At 42.6% G+C, this 16,397-nt stretch carries 17 protein-coding genes and 3 pseudogenes; 15 read left to right on the top strand and 5 right to left on the bottom strand.

Features of this window, described 5'->3' with window-relative positions; all coding sequences use genetic code 11:
- Nucleotides 1-78 precede the first annotated feature (78 nt).
- Nucleotides 79-1,542, bottom strand: coding sequence for a DHA2 family efflux MFS transporter permease subunit (locus tag QD47_RS18955; protein ID WP_200893471.1), 1,464 nt, complete (start codon nt 1,540-1,542; stop codon nt 79-81).
- A gap of 138 nt (nt 1,543-1,680) precedes the next feature.
- Here QD47_RS18955 and QD47_RS18950 point away from each other — a divergent pair, with 138 nt between their 5' ends.
- A complete protein-coding gene (locus QD47_RS18950) occupies nt 1,681-2,250 on the top strand; it encodes a TetR/AcrR family transcriptional regulator (protein WP_044647602.1) in 570 nt (189 codons plus the stop codon).
- A gap of 183 nt (nt 2,251-2,433) precedes the next feature.
- Entirely contained in the window at nt 2,434-2,685 is a 252-nt protein-coding gene (locus tag QD47_RS18945) for a YolD-like family protein (RefSeq protein WP_014281611.1), read from the top strand.
- A 189-nt stretch (nt 2,686-2,874) separates the two neighbouring features.
- Here QD47_RS18945 and QD47_RS18940 read toward each other — a convergent pair whose 3' ends face one another.
- A complete protein-coding gene (locus QD47_RS18940) occupies nt 2,875-3,204 on the bottom strand; it encodes a DUF3817 domain-containing protein (RefSeq protein ID WP_044647601.1) in 330 nt (109 codons plus the stop codon).
- A 137-nt stretch (nt 3,205-3,341) separates the two neighbouring features.
- On the opposite strand from QD47_RS18940, the gene QD47_RS31730 reads away from it, so the two are divergent.
- Together QD47_RS31730 and QD47_RS18935 are read left to right on the top strand one after the other, a co-directional pair.
- Nucleotides 3,342-3,557: a hypothetical protein gene (locus QD47_RS31730; RefSeq protein WP_152643827.1), complete on the top strand. Its 216-nt coding sequence runs from the start codon at nt 3,342-3,344 to the stop codon at nt 3,555-3,557.
- A 277-nt stretch (nt 3,558-3,834) separates the two neighbouring features.
- Nucleotides 3,835-5,856 carry an oxidoreductase gene (locus tag QD47_RS18935; RefSeq protein ID WP_044647600.1) on the top strand — a complete coding sequence of 674 codons (2,022 nt, stop codon included), beginning with the start codon at nt 3,835-3,837 and terminating at the stop codon, nt 5,854-5,856.
- A 474-nt stretch (nt 5,857-6,330) separates the two neighbouring features.
- Here the strand turns inward: QD47_RS18935 and QD47_RS18930 are convergent, their stop codons facing one another.
- Nucleotides 6,331-6,774 (bottom strand): VOC family protein, encoded by a 444-nt coding sequence (locus tag QD47_RS18930; protein WP_044647599.1) that lies wholly within the window; start codon nt 6,772-6,774, stop codon nt 6,331-6,333.
- Between the two features lie 183 nt (nt 6,775-6,957).
- Between QD47_RS18930 and QD47_RS34190 the strand changes: the two are divergent.
- From QD47_RS34190 to QD47_RS18905, 6 genes and pseudogenes are all read left to right on the top strand, one after another.
- Nucleotides 6,958-7,290 (top strand): annotated as a pseudogene (locus QD47_RS34190) (hypothetical protein); the annotation flags it as partial.
- Nucleotides 7,291-7,446: 156 nt separating this feature from the next.
- Nucleotides 7,447-8,349 carry an ABC transporter substrate-binding protein gene (locus tag QD47_RS18925; protein WP_044647619.1) on the top strand — a complete coding sequence of 301 codons (903 nt, stop codon included), beginning with the start codon at nt 7,447-7,449 and terminating at the stop codon, nt 8,347-8,349.
- Between the two features lie 34 nt (nt 8,350-8,383).
- Entirely contained in the window at nt 8,384-9,409 is a 1,026-nt protein-coding gene (locus tag QD47_RS18920; RefSeq protein ID WP_044647598.1) for a FecCD family ABC transporter permease, read from the top strand.
- Nucleotides 9,406-10,419: a FecCD family ABC transporter permease gene (locus QD47_RS18915; RefSeq protein WP_044647597.1), complete on the top strand. Its 1,014-nt coding sequence runs from the start codon at nt 9,406-9,408 to the stop codon at nt 10,417-10,419. The genes QD47_RS18920 and QD47_RS18915 overlap by 4 nt, the downstream gene beginning before the upstream one ends.
- Before the next feature lie 213 nt (nt 10,420-10,632).
- Nucleotides 10,633-10,827, top strand: a complete 195-nt coding sequence (locus QD47_RS18910; protein ID WP_044647596.1) for a DUF3934 family protein — start codon at nt 10,633-10,635, stop codon at nt 10,825-10,827.
- 90 nt (nt 10,828-10,917) lie between these two features.
- A complete protein-coding gene (locus QD47_RS18905) occupies nt 10,918-11,610 on the top strand; it encodes a pseudouridine synthase (protein ID WP_044647595.1) in 693 nt (230 codons plus the stop codon).
- 741 nt (nt 11,611-12,351) lie between these two features.
- Here QD47_RS18905 and QD47_RS18895 read toward each other — a convergent pair.
- Nucleotides 12,352-13,248, bottom strand: a pseudogene (locus QD47_RS18895) (aldo/keto reductase); the annotation flags it as partial.
- Nucleotides 13,249-13,275: 27 nt separating this feature from the next.
- On the opposite strand from QD47_RS18895, the gene QD47_RS18890 reads away from it, so the two are divergent.
- Both QD47_RS18890 and QD47_RS32590 read left to right on the top strand, forming a co-directional pair.
- Nucleotides 13,276-13,644 (top strand): cyclophilin-like fold protein, encoded by a 369-nt coding sequence (locus QD47_RS18890; RefSeq protein WP_044647593.1) that lies wholly within the window; start codon nt 13,276-13,278, stop codon nt 13,642-13,644.
- A gap of 111 nt (nt 13,645-13,755) precedes the next feature.
- Complete coding sequence (locus tag QD47_RS32590) at nt 13,756-13,914, top strand: hypothetical protein (protein WP_200893466.1); 159 nt, start codon at nt 13,756-13,758, stop codon at nt 13,912-13,914.
- Nucleotides 13,915-13,979: 65 nt separating this feature from the next.
- On the opposite strand, the gene QD47_RS18885 is transcribed toward QD47_RS32590, so the two are convergent.
- Entirely contained in the window at nt 13,980-14,528 is a 549-nt protein-coding gene (locus tag QD47_RS18885) for a TetR/AcrR family transcriptional regulator (RefSeq protein WP_044647592.1), read from the bottom strand.
- A 474-nt stretch (nt 14,529-15,002) separates the two neighbouring features.
- On the opposite strand from QD47_RS18885, the pseudogene QD47_RS18880 reads away from it, so the two are divergent.
- From QD47_RS18880 to QD47_RS34185, 3 genes and pseudogenes are all read left to right on the top strand, one after another.
- Nucleotides 15,003-15,377, top strand: a pseudogene (locus QD47_RS18880) (zinc-binding dehydrogenase); the annotation flags it as partial.
- A 239-nt stretch (nt 15,378-15,616) separates the two neighbouring features.
- Nucleotides 15,617-16,180 (top strand): carboxymuconolactone decarboxylase family protein, encoded by a 564-nt coding sequence (locus QD47_RS18875; protein ID WP_235332304.1) that lies wholly within the window; start codon nt 15,617-15,619, stop codon nt 16,178-16,180.
- On the top strand, nt 16,102-16,374 hold the full coding sequence (locus QD47_RS34185) for a carboxymuconolactone decarboxylase family protein (RefSeq protein WP_200893469.1): 273 nt from the start codon (nt 16,102-16,104) through the stop codon (nt 16,372-16,374). The genes QD47_RS18875 and QD47_RS34185 overlap by 79 nt, the downstream gene beginning before the upstream one ends.
- The last annotated feature ends 23 nt before the right edge of the window (nt 16,375-16,397 follow it).

The raw sequence follows: 16,397 nt of genomic DNA, 5'->3' as shown, positions 1-16,397 counted from the left end.
AAGATACGATCAGCAGCCTTTTGAATTTTTAGCTTTTTAAAATTAAAGTGCTAGTCCAGATAGCTATAAAGTTATCTATTAATGCATGGGAGCTTGAGCAGCCCCTTTTTCTACATGAACTCTGCGAATGAAGAACGCAAGAATTAATCCAATTACACTGACGATCATGGCAAAGAAGAAAGAATTCTGTGATCCAAACGCCATAGCATTCGCCAATTCTTCTACAGATTTCGGCATACTGGATTGACTCAAATAGCTTTCCATGCCCTTGGAGAGAATGCTGACCGCCACGGCTGTACCGATTGCACCAGCAACTTGCTGGAGCGTACTCATAATGGCTGTACCGTCCGGGTACAGATCCATCGGCAACTGATTCAGACCGTTCGTCTGAGCAGGCATCATGATCATGGAAATACCGATCATCAGGCAGCTATGCAGCACAATAATGAGTACGATAGCTGATGCCGTCGTAATGCCGGATAGGAAAAACAAGACAGCGGCAACGATCACAAGTCCCGGAATAACGAGCCATTTTGGACCGAATTTATCGAACAGGGAACCCATGATGGGTGACAACAGACCATTGATAATTCCGCCGGGCAGAAGCACCAATCCTGCGGACAGCGCGGACAGGGCCAGCCCTTTTTGCAAAAAGAGTGGGAGAATCAGCATTGTAGAAAGGATCGTCATCATACACAGGAAGACCATCACAACGCCGATAACAAACATCGGATATTTAAAGACGCGCAAATTCAACATCGGTTGCTTCATTTTCAACTGGCGTACAGAGAACAGAATCAAAGATACCAAGCCGATGATCAGAGGGAGCAAAACTACCAGACTAGCCCAGCCTTCGCCGCCTTCTCCAGATTTACTGAAACCGAACACAACGCCACCGAAGCCAATAGAAGACAGCAGAATAGATAAAACGTCAATTTTCGGTTTTGTAATCTCTGAAACATTCTGCATAAACAGGATACCGCAAATCAGCGAAAGAATCAGAAACGGAAGGGAGATCCAGAAAATCCAGTGCCAGGACAGATTTTGCAGCACCAGACCCGCAATCGTAGGTCCCACCGCAGGAGCAAACATAATAACCAATCCGATGATCCCCATAGCTGCGCCTCTCTTTTCAGCCGGGAAAATGATCAAGATGGTGTTAAACATCAACGGTAATAACAGCGCCGTACCGACGGCTTGAAGAATGCGTGCGATCAATAGCACTGAAAAGGTTGGTGCTAACGCAGCAACGAGACAGCCTGCAATAGAGAACAGCAGTGATGTGACGAAAAGCTGTCTTGTCGTAAAGGTTTGAAGCAGCAAACCCGATACAGGTACCAAAATACCGAGTGTCAGCAGAAAGGCCGTGGTCAGCCATTGGGCTGTTGCTGTTGTAATGTGCAAAATCTGCATCAAATCATTCAGCGCAATGTTCAACGCCGTTTCACTGAACATTCCGATAAAGCCGCTAAGCAGCAGGGCAATCATAATAGGCAGCACCTTGAACGTCTTGGGATCAGACGGAGGGCTTGTTTGACTCATTGTACTCATTGTACTCATGTTGTTTTTGTTCCTCCAATAAAATTAATGGGTATTGAATTATAGTGATCGGTCTATATATAATAAACGTGAAGTTATTTTTTTGTCAAAAAAAATTTAAATATTATAAGGATGCTGTATATGGCTACTAAACCCGAATCATATGAAAATATTGTACAAACCGCTTCCAAGCTCTTTTTTCATCAGGGCTACCATGCTACCGGACTCAATCAGATTCTTGCGGAGAGTGGCTCACCGAAGGGCTCGCTTTATTATTATTTTCCGCGTGGCAAAGAGGAATTGGCTTTGGAGTGCATCAGAAGAGGGAATGAATTTATTAAGAAAAAGTTGAAAGAAACGCTATCAGGGAAAGAGGACCCTGTGCTCGCCATACAGGATTTCATCCGTAATACAGCTGAGGAAGCGGACCAAACGAACTTTAATGGCTTTATGCCTATGGGATTTTGGGCTGCTGCGGAAACTTCCTGCATCAGCGAGTCGTTGCGGCGTGCCTGCGTGAATACGTTTACAGATTGGCAACATATCTATATGGAACGTCTTCAGACAGCGGGATGGACAGAGGAAAAGGCACATAGTCTGGCGGTACTTATTATTTCCATGCTGGAAGGCGCCTTAATTCTGGCCCTTACTCAGCAGAGCAGCGCACCTATTCATAATGTAGCGAATTACATTCCACAGCTGATCAAATAAAAAAGGATATGGAAATGCTTCCTGACTGACCAGCTTTGAGAGCCGATTTTCTTGTTCGTGAGAAATCGGCTCTTTTTTTATACGCAAGTGCCACGAATTAACTCAGATTCCCAGCACCAAATGATGAAAAGTATGGTAAAATGGAATGAATTTGATTTTGCAGTAAAGGAAGGGTGAAAGCAAGTGGCAAAGGCGAAGGTGGCCAAACGGCCTACCCGGGATGAATTTGTGCTGGAGGAAATCGGGAACCAGCTTGCAGAAGCGCAGCAAGAGCAATCCGAAGTTGTGTTGACCGTATGGGGGCGTCAGGAGACAACCCGCGGGCAGATCGTTAAAATGGACCCGAGAACGGGCAGGGTGCATGTAGAGAGTAATGGTGAAACGGACAAAGTTCCTTTTATGGATATCATGAGTGTGAATTACCCAAGAGATTAAGCAGGGTTTATATACCATTTTACATAATAGGAAGCAATGAAATTGTCTGAAGGGATATATTATTGGCGCTGCTTCTTTGTTGGTTAACGTGAGCAAAACACGGCTGTTCCGGGGTTATATAACCTCGAAAAAGCCGTGTTTTTTGTGCTATAAAATCCTTATGTCAACAGAGTCTTTTCTTTGACTTCCCTATGTAGCTTTTACCGTAGTAGCACCATTATCGCGCGCTTCGGCTTTCTTCAGTACCTTACGGTCAAAAATGAAAGGACCGAATGGCAGCAATGAGGCAATCAGGGCCACAAGCCCTTGCAGTACCGAAAGCTTTCGCAAAATCAGCATGACCACAATCGCAACTACATAAGTCACGAACAGTATACCATGGATCATACCGACCCATCTTACCATTTGCGGCATCCCGGCTGCGTATTTAAGCGGCATAGCGATACATACGAGCAACAGATATGATATCGCTTCAATATTACCAATGACGCCAAATGTCTTAAAAGTATTTTTGAACATGAATAAACCTCCCTTGTTACTATTACTTAAAATTTAATATAGCCTATAAAATGATTTTTTTAAACGGTAGAAAGTTACGATTTATTGAATATTTACAGCTTTTTCTTCGTTTTTAAGGAAAAGGACGAGTATGGTCAGTGGATTTGCACGGTAACCATTGTCTGTTTGTGAATATAGAGAAACACCATCCAGAGTGCGGCGCGTCTATTGAGGCTTACCTTTTGGATACACAGGTAATCGACGAAGTATTTCTCCTGCATTATGTGAACACCTCTCCTGAAGCCGCAGTATATGCACCTGTGCTTAGGGAGATGGATATGCTAAAATGTGCAAGCTGTTCGACAGGTATGTGAGCGTAGGACGGATTGAGCGTGTACACTTCGGCTTCAAAAGAACAGGCCGGGAGGCAGGCACTGGAATAAAAACACGACTCGATCCATAGACTGAAACTATGATTTGTCACATAAAATAGCATTAGAATTTATAGATCAGATGATATAAAATCAAGTCATAAGGAACGGTCGTACTCAAAAGTACCTCGACGTTCCTCAAAGTGAAAAAAATCACATGTGAGAATGCTTTGATGAAAACTTGAACATGAAATCTGCAAACTCGCAAGGAGGAAGAACAATGAACCACTATCCTGCTATTTTTGAACCTCTGACAATACGTCGCATGACGTTAAAAAACCGGATTGTTATGCCACCAATGGGCACTAACTTTGCGGCTATGGATGGAAGCTTCGTTCAGGATCATATTGACTATTACGTGCAACGGGCCAAAGGTGGTACCGGCCTGATAACCGTAGAAAATGTTTGTCTGGATTTCCCAATGGGTACGAACGGAACGACCCAGTTGCGTATGGATAATGATCAGTTTATTCCCGGATTGTTTAGATTAACAGAAGCCCTGCACTCTTATGGAGCTTGCGTCTCTGTCCAAATTAACCACGCAGGTGCTTCCGCCTATGCTGGGAGATTGAATGGAGTTCAGCCTGTATCTTCTTCGAATATTCCTTCTAAAAAGGGTGGAGCGATTCCAAGACCTTTGCAAAAAGAAGAAATTTACGCCATTGTACGCAAATACGGAGAGGCAGCGGGAAGAGCGCAAAGGGCCGGCTTTGACTGCGTGGAAATACATGCGGGTCATTCCTACTTGCTGAGTCAGTTCCTGTCCCCTATGTATAATAAACGTACGGATGAATTTGGTGGCAGCGCAGAAAACCGCACACGGTTTGCCAGATTGGTGATTGATGAAATTCGTTCGGTGGTTGGCCCATTCTTCCCGATCTGCTTACGCTTTAGTGCGGAAGAGTTCACAGAAGGCGGCAACACACTGGAAGATACCTTGGAATTGCTGGAGTATTTGAATGATGAGGTAGATATTCTGAACGTGTCTGCTGCTCTGAATGATTCCATCCAGTTCCAGATTGATGGAATGAACCTGCCGGATGGCTGGCGCTCTTATATGGCCAAAGCGGTAAAAGACAAATTCGGTAAGGTCACCATGACCTCAGGTAATATTCGGAGTCCGCAAGCTGCGCAGGATATTTTGGAGAGAGGCGACGCTGATCTTCTGGCTATGGGAAGAGGACTGATCGCAGAACCGAACTGGGTACTTAAAGTGCAGAATGGCCATGAAGAATTGCTTAGAAAATGTATTTCCTGCAACATCGGCTGTGCCGATCACCGTATTTCCAAGAGCAAACCGATTTGCTGTACGGTAAATCCTGACCTGTTCAGAGAAGCTGAATACCGGAAACAACACGTTAAGAATAACGTTCAAGTTGTTGTGATTGGTGGGGGTACCGCAGGGCTAGAAGCGGCATGTACAGCGGCAGAAGTAGGCTGCAAAGTAACCCTTTTTGAAGAAAAACCAGAATTGGGTGGCTTGGCTCGTGATATTGCACGATTGCCGGACAAAACGCGTATTAATGATTTCCCAAATTATCTGATTCAACGCACCAAACAACTGACCAATCTGGATATTATCACAGGAACCCAAGCGGATCTGCCGATGATTACGGCTTTAAATCCCGATATTATTGTAAACGCAACAGGTGCCAAACCACTGCTTCCGCCGATTGCGGGATTGCATGATCAATTGGGTAAACCGGGTACCAAAGTATTCTCTATCTTTGATCTTTTGCACAATATGGAGAACTTCCAAGAGTTTGAAGGCAAGCGTATTGCTGTAGTAGGTGGCGGAGCCGTGGGATTGGACGTTGTCGAATATTACGCAGAACGTGGTGCTCAAGAAGTTTCCATTATTGAAATGATTCCGTTACTGGGCAAAGACCTGGATATGATTACTCGTATTTCCATGATGAAAATGGTTGAGGAGCGGGAAGTGAACGTTCATACGGAAACTGCTTTGACAGAAGTATGCAGCGACCGTTTCAAAGTAAAACACGGAGAACAGGAGTTTGAGATTCCTTTTGATCTCGGTTTCGTATGCTTGGGAATGCGCTCATTCAGTCCGCTTATGGACAGCTTGCTCGATTACGGTAAGGAACATCAAGTGGAAGTCGTGAATATCGGTGACAGTAAACAAGCTCGTCGTATTATTGATGGTACCCGCGAAGGCCGAAATATTCTGCATATCATCCAACGAGTGGATGAATTCAAAAATGAGTTTTCTTATTCTTACTAAGTATTGACCTCCTTTGCTACTGACTTGGGCTTGAAATAAGCCTATCAGCGTAGCAGAGGGGGATTTTCTTTTTTTTAGTGGCATTATCAGGGAAAGATTAGTAAACTATAAGGGCAAAATCATACATACCACTACCCATAGAATAGCCGAAGCTTTCGTCCATACTCCATTCAATCTCCTGTTCCCCTCCGTTTTTAAATATTGAAGGAGAATATCTCCTTCTTCTCTATTTATCGTAATCCATAGTTTTTTTGTTAATAGATGGTAATAATTATTCATCAGGCAAATTCTCTCTAAACAAAAAAATGTGGAATTTTTCTTGAAGGAGCATTTTGCAACAATCCCAAGAGCGATTTCAAATCAGCAATATATAGATCAAAACGGTCTAGTTTGTCTATATATTGTACTTTTAAGCGATGGGAATCGAATGATGCAAAATGCTGGAATAGAAAAGTTCCACATTGCTGTTCCAATCTATTTTTCAGGAGCTTCCTCGTCTGTTTCTTCACTTTCACAATTCAACTGCCACTCAATTCCGAATTTGTCTTTAAGACTGCCATAGCATTTACTCCAAAATGTTTCTTGAAGCTCCATGCCTACTTCTCCACCTTCTTTCAGTTTATCAAATAGTGATTTAATTTTATCAATGTCCTTATTGACGAAGGAGAGGCTTATATTGTTCCCGACAACAAAGGGCATGCCAGGAAAAACATCAGAAAACATAACATTACTCCCATCGATATCAAGACGTGTATGCATGACTAAATCTTTTGCTTCTTCTGGCAGCTGATATTCAGGGTTAGGCGGCGTTTGACCAAAGGTCATGATTTCTGGTTTATCCGTTTCAAATACTTCTGCGTAAAATTCCGCTGCTTCACGGCAGTTCCCATTAAAATTAAGGTAAACATCAATGGACATGCGACTCACTCCTTAGGGTTAATTAGTTGAACAGACTGTGGTTTCAACATTTATTATTTACCAGTACATAAACAAAAATACTAACATCGATAATAAGGAACAACATCTAAAATATACGAAAAGTATCCGAATGGAATTGGTATCTATCATGGATAATGCGTTTTGTGAGATCGGCGGTATCTATCCATCGACTTTCGATATGTGACGTATCTGAGCTGGGTAGATATTGCTACGAATAAATTATTCATTGTATATCCGTTCGAAGGACAGTTCATCGGCATAGAGGGAAGAATCACGATGACCCACAAAAAAGGGTACTTTGAAAACAGGCTGCCCTTAAAAGGCAGCCTGTTTTGTTCTGCTTTCCATTCAAATGTTGAGCAAACTTATGCAAGAAACGGCAGATATGTTTATTGGATGATCAAAAACAGGACATATGTATTTTGTGATACAAAAGTAACAAATTCGAAGAAAGGGTTGACAAGTAGCAAGGAGAAATTTACAATTTTATATTAGTGATATTGATAATCATTATCACTAATTCTAAGTAACGCTGCAATGACTATATACTAAAGGGGTTTTAAAGAATGAATAGCAAGATGAACAAGAGGTTTTACATGGTTTTATGTGTATTTACTGTTTGGATCTTGGTTCTTTCGGGCTGCGGCAACGTTGGAAAGTACCTCCGAGTCTTCTACCAAGCAGTCTGCGACCGACACGAAAAAGGAGGCAAGCACGGACTCTGGTACCCGTACCGTATCCACAGTCATGGGAGATGTTGAGGTACCTGCCAATCCTCAACGTGTGGTGGTCAACTGGTATATTGGGGACGTATTTACATTGGGCCTGACACCGGCTGCGGTATCAGGCTGGTCGCAAAAAACCATGCCTTTTTTCGATAAGCTAAATGGAGTTCCAAATATTGAAAAGTGGGAATCCGAGGAAATCATGAAGTATGATCCTGACTTGATCATTACATATGACACAAAGGATTATGACAAGCTGTCCAAAATTGCGCCCGTCTTGGTGATGCCTGAAAATAAAATGACAGCACTTGAACGGGTCAAATTTTTGGGACAGGCCACAGGTCATGAGGCAGAAGCTGACAAGGCGATTGCTACCTTTGAAAGCAAGCTCAATGACGCTAAGGAAAAATTAAAATCCGACATTTTCAAGGACAAAACCTTTAGTATATTCGAGGATTGGGGTAGCGACTCCTACGGAGTATATTATGAAACAGGCTCACGTGGCGGAACGTTGCTGTATGACTATATCGGACTTCACAAACCGGAAAAACTCGAAAAGTTAGTTAAAGATTCAGGAGAGAGCAGAGGGTCTTTATCCTATGAAGTGGCTGCTGAATATTTTGGCGACTATGTCCTCTGGTTCAAGCAGGAAGGCAAGGAATCCCAGTTTGCCAAAACGAAAATATGGAGCAGTATCCCGGCCGTAAAAAATGGGAATATCATCGAGATTCCAGCGGATTATGCAGGCCTGTTTTACTACTCTGACGTTTTGAGCATGACGGGGCAATTGGACTATATCACAAACAGATTGCTGGAAAAGACGAAGTAAGCAGAGCATAATTGACCCATTAAGGATGTAATGTATGTCTACTCACAAAGAGCAAAACAAAAAAGGAACACTTCATTTTATAGGATACATGATCTTAGGTCTGATCCTACTGCTGCTGGTAACCGCAGCTTCTATTACCTTTGGAGCCGCAGAAATGAGCCTGAAATTAGCATGGGGCGCTGTGTTTCAGTTTGATCCTGGTATTACAGAGCATCAGATTATTCACACTCTGCGTTTCCCGCGTACGGTGGCTGACATCATTGTAGGGTGCAGTCTGGCGGTTTGCGGGGCCATTATGCAGGGAACTACCCGTAACCCGCTGGCAGACTCTGGGCTCATTGGTATTAGCTCAGGATCGACATTTGCTATCGCGTTATGTATGGCCTTTTTACCCGGTCGTACCTATGCAGAAACCATACTGTATTCCTGTCTGGGTGCGGCAGTGACTACTGGAATTACGTATTATATTGCATCTATAGGTAAACGGGGGATGACCCCTCAGCGTCTGGTGTTAGCTGGAATGTCCATCTCCATGCTTTTTGGTGCGTTTAGTTCTTTTATTGCTATTAAATATAAGATCGGCCAAGCACTTGATTATTGGACGGCAGGTGGTACAGCCAGTGCCCAGTGGAACGAATTGGCTATCATTGCGCCCTTATTCATATTGGGTGTGATCTGTGCCATTATTCTTTCTCCCTCCATCACAATCTTAAGCTTCGGAGAGGATGTAGCATCAGGCTTGGGTATTCATGCCAATAGAATCAAAGGCTTTTCGACCTTAATTGTCTTGGTGCTCACAGGGATTTCTGTCATTGTGGTGGGTCCCATTGGTTTTGTGGGTCTGATTGTACCGCACATCATGCGTCATCTGATCGGAACGGATTATCGGTATATCATTCCGGCTTCAGCACTGTATGGTGGAGTTTTTTTAGTAGCAGCGGATTTGCTTGGAAGACTTATTAACCGTCCCCATGAAACACCGTTGGGTATTATCTTTGCATTGGTGGGTGTACCTTATTTTCTCTACCTTGTGCGTAAGCAAAGGAGGGAGTTTAGTTGAACAAGCCTCGCAATCCAACTGCCAGAAGTATAGGGATTATTGTGTTGTTAGTTGTGCTGACGATCCTGGTGGCGATACTCAGTATGAATGTGGGCAAGATGAATCTGTCCCCTATGGAAGTATTCAAGGTTATCATTGGTGAAGGGACTCGTAAGCAGAATCTGATTGTGTTTGATTTTCGCCTGCCGCGTATCGTTCTAGGTATATTGGTCGGCATCGGTATGGCTATTTCGGGTTGTATTATGCAAAGCTTGCTTAAAAACGACATGGCCAGTCCTGGTACGCTGGGAATCAGTTCCGGCTCTGGCTTGTTCGTACTTTTGTATGTTACTGTATTCGCCAGTGAGGGATTGTTTTCGCCCATCGTCCTGCCGGGACTGGCCTTTGCAGGGGGCATTGTAGCCGCAATTCTTATTTTCTTGTTTGCTTATAGGCGGAGGAAAGAAATTTCGCCGACCGGCTTAATTTTAACAGGCGTTGCTATGGGCAGTGGTTACTCCGCATTGTCATTAATGATTACACTGAAGCTGGACGAGAAGCAATATGATTTTGCTTTGCGCTGGCAGGCTGGAAGCCTGTGGGGAGATGACTGGAGCTACATTATGGTACTGCTTCCTTGGGTGCTCATCATTAGTTTTTACGTCTTTTATAAGTCGTACACTCTTAATGCGTTGAACTTGGGGAACCAGACAGCATCGGGACTCGGTGTAGCGATCAAAGGGGAATTTATTGGTCTTACTATTGCTGCGGTGGCACTCGCCTCTGGTAGCGTAGCCCTTGGCGGGAACTTCTTTTTTGTAGGGATGGTTAGTCCACATCTGGCGCGCAAGCTGGTAGGGCCTAATCATAAGCTATTGCTGCCTACCACGGCATTGGTAGGGGCGCTGGTCATTCTGATCGCGGATACGATCACCCGCACGATCAGTTTTGGAGCAGATATCCCGACAGGCATCATTATCACGATCCTGGTGACGCCATATTTCCTTTATTTGTTGTCGAAGGCCAACTGATCCATATATAACCCATAAGGCGTTGTTCGTCTATCTATTGTACTTTCGAGCGTTGGGAATCGAATGATGCAACATGCTGATATTATTAACGCCCGGTTTTGCTAGAACTTTTTTGATTCACAGAGATATATTTTAAAAACAAGCAGGCATTATATCCGAAGTAATGGTATGATAGCTTAGTTAAATCTGAACGACTACTATTGGAGTGATCACATGGGTGCAAAAAGTAAGGGCGGCGGAACCGGCAGAGGTACAGGTAGTAAGGGCTGGACACGTTGGAACAAAACAGCGAAGCCCACAAGGGTAAAAAACGCTTCTACAGGTGCGCCGGGAAGTAAAGCCGCAGGCAGCGCAAAAGGCGGCAGTACCAAACCAAGTGGTAATAAAAGCGGCGGCAGAAGTAAGTAAGCCGGGCAAGTATATCGTAGTTCAAAAAGGTGAACACCTGATTTGGCAAAAGCAATCAGGTGTTTTTAATTCGAAGTAAGCAGGTGAATAGTGCGAATTAATAAGTACATAAGCGAAACGGGGTTCTGCTCACGCAGGGAAACGAATAGATTGATTGCAGCCGGGCGAATCACGATTAATGGCACGGTTTGCGAAGCTGGAGCGAATGTAGAGCCGCAGGATTCCGTACTGATTGATGGGGAAACGATTCCGGTTAATAATAGCGAGCCTGTATATTTGGCCCTGAATAAGCCCATCGGCATTGTGTGTACGGCGGCGGAACAGGTTGCTGGCAATATTATTAGTTATGTAAACTTCCCTTCACGGATTTTTGCCATTGGCAGGCTGGATAAGGCATCGGAGGGGTTGATTTTACTAACGAATGACGGAGATATCGTTAATAAAATGATGCGTTCTGAGCATGGTCATGAGAAAGAATATGTGGTGACCGTGGACAAACCTGTTACAAGCGAGTTTACGCAGGCTATGTCCCGCGGTGTTGAAATATTAAACGTCATTACTAAACCATGTGACGTTTACCAGCAAGGTGAATATGAGTTTCGCATTATTTTGACCCAGGGCCTGAATCTGCAAATCCGCAGAATGTGCAAGGCTTTGGGGTTCAGGGTGCTGAAGCTGGAGCGTATCCGAATCATGAATATTACCTTGAACGAGCTGGAACGGGGAGAATGGAGACATCTGGATGGGGAGGAGCTAAAGGTGCTTCTTTCTACGTTGAGATAACAATCAATGCTGTGGAAGGAATATCAGGAGAAGTTTGCGTTTCAATTTTCAACACTGATGAAGTGTATTATAGAAACTTATATGTTTTCCCATTTTCCCAATAAACAAAAAGAGGAGGTTTGCAGCTTACTGCAGCTGAACAGAACACTCTTCCTAATTGTCTACATGACAAGGAAACAGAGCTCCATATCCTATACCGGAGAAAACACTTGCAATCATGACCCAGGAGCCGGGCCAATAACCATTGTAATACTCATAAAGTTACTGCAATATAAAATGTCAAGAACATAAAAAAACTGCTTAAGCTAATAAATATAAAATCCTTACTCCAAATTTTATCTATTGTTGTCATACAATACCGTCCACTCAAAAAATAAAAAATGAATGTTTCTCATCTGCAATAAATAAAAACTCTTCGTGATCTCTCGGATTCCCTTTCTAGAAGCACCTTGATATTGCCAAGTATGAACTCTGTCATTAGATTATTATACAGAGGTTTATTTAAGGATCAATTGATAATAAAGTTAATTAAGTTCATTAATGAACAAATGATAATTATTTGTATATCAATTGAAATTCCGTTCGAGCGTATCCTAGTTGTTCTGCTCCACTTCGGTAATCTTGACCAGGACATTGTGATCGTCGTATATCTTAGTTTTGATAATACGAACAGGCTGTCTCTGAGACTAACCCCTGAGACAGCCTGTTTTAGTTATAGCAAGAAGATGAAGCTCATACAAATTAAGTCCAATTCGGTAAAAGCGTTTCACCCCGGTCGGTTGCGGGTTGTGGTGTAATGGAAAGGGAAGAGATTTCCTCACGCCATTCCGGTGTCATGTCTACATCGGCGGCATCAAGTGAATCTTCGAGCTGTTCCAGATTTCGCGCGCCAATAATAGGAGCCGTAATGGCAGGATTAGACATCGCCCAAGCAACGGCCAGCGTCGCTGCCTTGATTCCACGTTCTGCGGCATAGGTGGTAAACCGATCTGCTACGACATAGTTTATTTCATCCAGATAGCGATCCGTATATCTTTTTTCATCCACTAACCTGCCTTGCTCCGGACGTTTATTCACCCCATATTTACCTGTAAGAAGTCCAGCTCCAAGAGGACTGTAAGAAATGACCCCAATTTGTTCAGAAGCAGCGAGTGGTAAAATTTCGACTTCAGCCTGCCGTTTCACCAGGTTGTACATCGGCTGGATGAGTTCAAAACGGGCCAACTGTTCCTTGGCCGAGATCCCCAGTGCTTTGGCGATCTGCCAAGCAGCCCAATTGCTGACTGCAGGATAGAGGATCTTTCCTTGGCGCTGCAAATCATCCAATGCACGCAGGGTTTCCTCGATTGGTGTTCGCGGATCAAAGTCATGAACGAAATAAAAATCAATATAATCCGTTTTAAGACGTCTGAGACTACCCTCAATCCCTTGCAGGATATGCCGGCGGGATAAGCCTCTGGCATTTACGTCAGCATTTGTAGGCCAAAACACCTTTGTCGTTAAAACGATGTTGTCTCGCTCATGCGCGATACAATCGCCGAGAATTTCTTCAGAGCGGCCTAAAGCATAAACATCGGCAGTGTCAAAAAAATTGATTCCTGCTTCACGGGAACGTTTATACATCTTTTTAGATGTTTCTTCGTCTGCATTTGAAGGGGAGAAATAATGGCCAAGTCACTAAAGTTGATTATAAATGATGAGCATTTTACAGCATTACTTAACGATAACCGTACTGTAGAAGATCTTTTAAAAATGTTACCAATGGAACTTACACTCCGCAGATATGCGCAACACGAATACTATAGTTCACTTCCAAAAAAACCGTCAATTAAAAGTGTGCCTATGACATCAGATGCCTATGCAGGCGGCCTTTATTACTATGATGGCTGGAGTGCATTTACAGTACTGTTCGACGACGCACAGATTGCACCTTATGAAGTTGTCCATCTTGGAGACGTAAATGAAGAGATCATTTCTACATTAGCCGCATCTGGAGATACAGTAAAGGTAATACTTGAAGCATTGGATATTTAATGTAAAAGTATTACGTTAAAATTGACATAGAAGATATTAAGAAAAGGAAATATAAAAATAAGAAATGTTCATTTAACACTATTCCTGCGTAACGCACGCAGACTAAAGGATATGGCGTCCGACCGCGTTCAAGTGCTTGAAGGTGACGTGATGGACCCTGGAAGCCTGATAAATCTGAATAAACAGCGGATTCTACTACAAAGCTACAAAAAGCTGACGTCAGGTCGTGCAGCAACTTTTGAAACTAAAATCTACCGTAATCATTTATAAAAAAGGAAGGGCCACCTACTAGAGTTAGCCCTTCCTTTTCAAAATTGAAGTTATAAGTTTAATCCCTACTCACAAATTCTTTCCAACAAGGCTCCCAACTGTTCTGCTAATTCTAGATGGGTTACAGGTCTTTCGTTCCTAAACCACCATTCGACTACGCCCACATACGAAGAAGCCAGAAAATAAACGACAAGATCTTTATTTAACCCTTCGTTTTTCCCCTTAGTATTATCCACTTCATCCTGAAACTCTTCAATAAGAAATTCCAGGAACCGATTGCGGAAAAAAGGTGCTCCTTTACTTGCCAGCATCGTGGAGAAAAATGCGTAATTACGCTCAAAATATTCTGTCCAAATCACGGATCCTGTAACAAAATCCAAATCGGCAGCTGCTTCACATCTTTCCCGGAGTTCATTAATATGAGTTTCAATTAGTTTATCCAGCAAATCGTATTTATCCATGTAGTGAAGATAAATCGTTCCGCGGCTGACATTTGCTTTATCTGAGAGATCTTGAATGGTAATATCATCAAAATTTTTCTCAGTCATTAGTTCAATTACTGCTGTTTTTAATGCTTCCTGTGTTTTAAGGATTCTTCTATCGACTTTAGACATTTGGCTCACCGAACTTTCTTTTGTTATCTAAATATAATAAGGGTTCGTAAATTAACACACTCATAACAACGAATAACGATTTATTTTCTGAACTTTTTTTTAATTATAAACAAATGTTTATTATTTTATCAATACAATGTATAAACGAAATGGAGCCAAACCGACTTAACTAGAGGCTAATATCCGGAAAACGCAATAGATAATGAACGATTTTTATATTTCTATTCATTAATGTACAAATCGCTTCAAATTAACAATAGGAAATAATCTTAAGGAGATTATAATAATAGACATAAGAACAATAAAGTAATTGAGAATATTAATTTTCAAATAGGATGAGACTAAAATCGTGTCCGAATCATTCACTCTATAGGAAAGGGGTGTTGTATAACATGTGTAACCATCATCAAAACATAACTACTCAAGTGCTAAGTGTTTCAAGTCCAAAAGCATCCTTTGAACAAACTACTATAGTATGTAACCACTGATCCCACCACGTTCACTGAGTTGGCTGGTCAATTTGATCTGATTTTAAACACAGTGTCTGCAAATATCGACGTTGATGCCTTTCTATCCATCCTTAATGTGGACGGGGCACTAGTAAATCTTGGTCTGCCAAATAAACCAGATCAATATAATGTTTTCTCCTTATTTGCTGGGCGTCGGAGTATTACGGCATCAAATGTTGGCGGTATCAGAGAAACACAAGAAATGCTCGACTTTTCGGCTGAGCATGGTATCGCCCCTATGATCGAGGTCATTCGGGCTGACCAAGTTGACGAGGCATATGAACGCGTCCTCAGCAGTGATGTGCGTTATCGGTTTGTAATCGATATGTCAACATTGTAATCGTTTATTTTGATGAAGGAATACATCTACTTAGATAACTCAAACCGGGAACGTATAATTGAAGGTGATGTGAACGATCTTACAAAAAGGTACGGAGATTTCTCGGAAAAGTATTGCTGCCTTGGTTGTTAAAATAGCGGAATCAAAAGAATGGGATATTCGTCGTAGTTGGGAATTAGTAAACCAAACACAGAAGGCGATAAACCGGCTTCTTACTAGTTTCAATAGGAGGGGAAAGAATGGGAATTACGGAAGCAGCACAAAAGTATCATGAAAGAATGTTTCCAGGCTATGAATCTAAGTTTTTGGAAACAGATCCGGAGTTTATTGAATTATTCGATAACTTTGCGTTTGATGAAGTAGTGAATCAAGACGATTTGGATGATCGGACACGTATGATGGCGATTTTGTCCGTTTTAATTGGGTGTCAAGGAATTGACGAGTTTAAAGCTATGCTTCCAGCAGCACTGAATTTTGGCGTTACGCCTGTGGAAGCAAAGGAAATTGTCTATCAGTCCGTACCTTACCTTGGCATTGGAAGGGTATTGCCCTTTCTGCATGTAGCGAATGAGATATTGAACGAACAAGGTGTTGAACTACCTTTACCGTGTCAGGCAACTACAACCCAGGAAAACCGTTTGGAAGCAGGAATTCAAGCACAAGTCGATATTTTTGGTGAAAGTATGAAACCATTCTGGAAATCAGGTCCGGAAGAGATTAGGACATCAATCGCTGGCTTGCAGCTAACTGCTTTGGCGATTACTATACCCGAAAAGGGCTTGACCACAAACAAAGAGAAATGATTACATTCTGCTTTCTTATGGCCCAGGGTGGATGTGAGCCTCAGTTAACCAGCCATGCTGCCGCTAATATGAGGCATGGAAATGATAAGCTGTTCCTGATTAAGGTTATCTCTCAATGCCTGCCTTTCATAGGTTATCCGCGCAGTCTGAATGCTCTTCGGTGTGTGAATGAAGCAGCAGCACAATCGGAATAAAAAAGGATTCCGTTGTTCTTATC

Source organism: Paenibacillus terrae (genome assembly GCF_000943545.1).
GTDB classification, from domain to species: domain Bacteria; phylum Bacillota; class Bacilli; order Paenibacillales; family Paenibacillaceae; genus Paenibacillus; species Paenibacillus terrae_A.
Note: the sequence above shows the minus strand (reverse complement) of the source record. Positions and strands in the feature narration are given on the sequence as shown.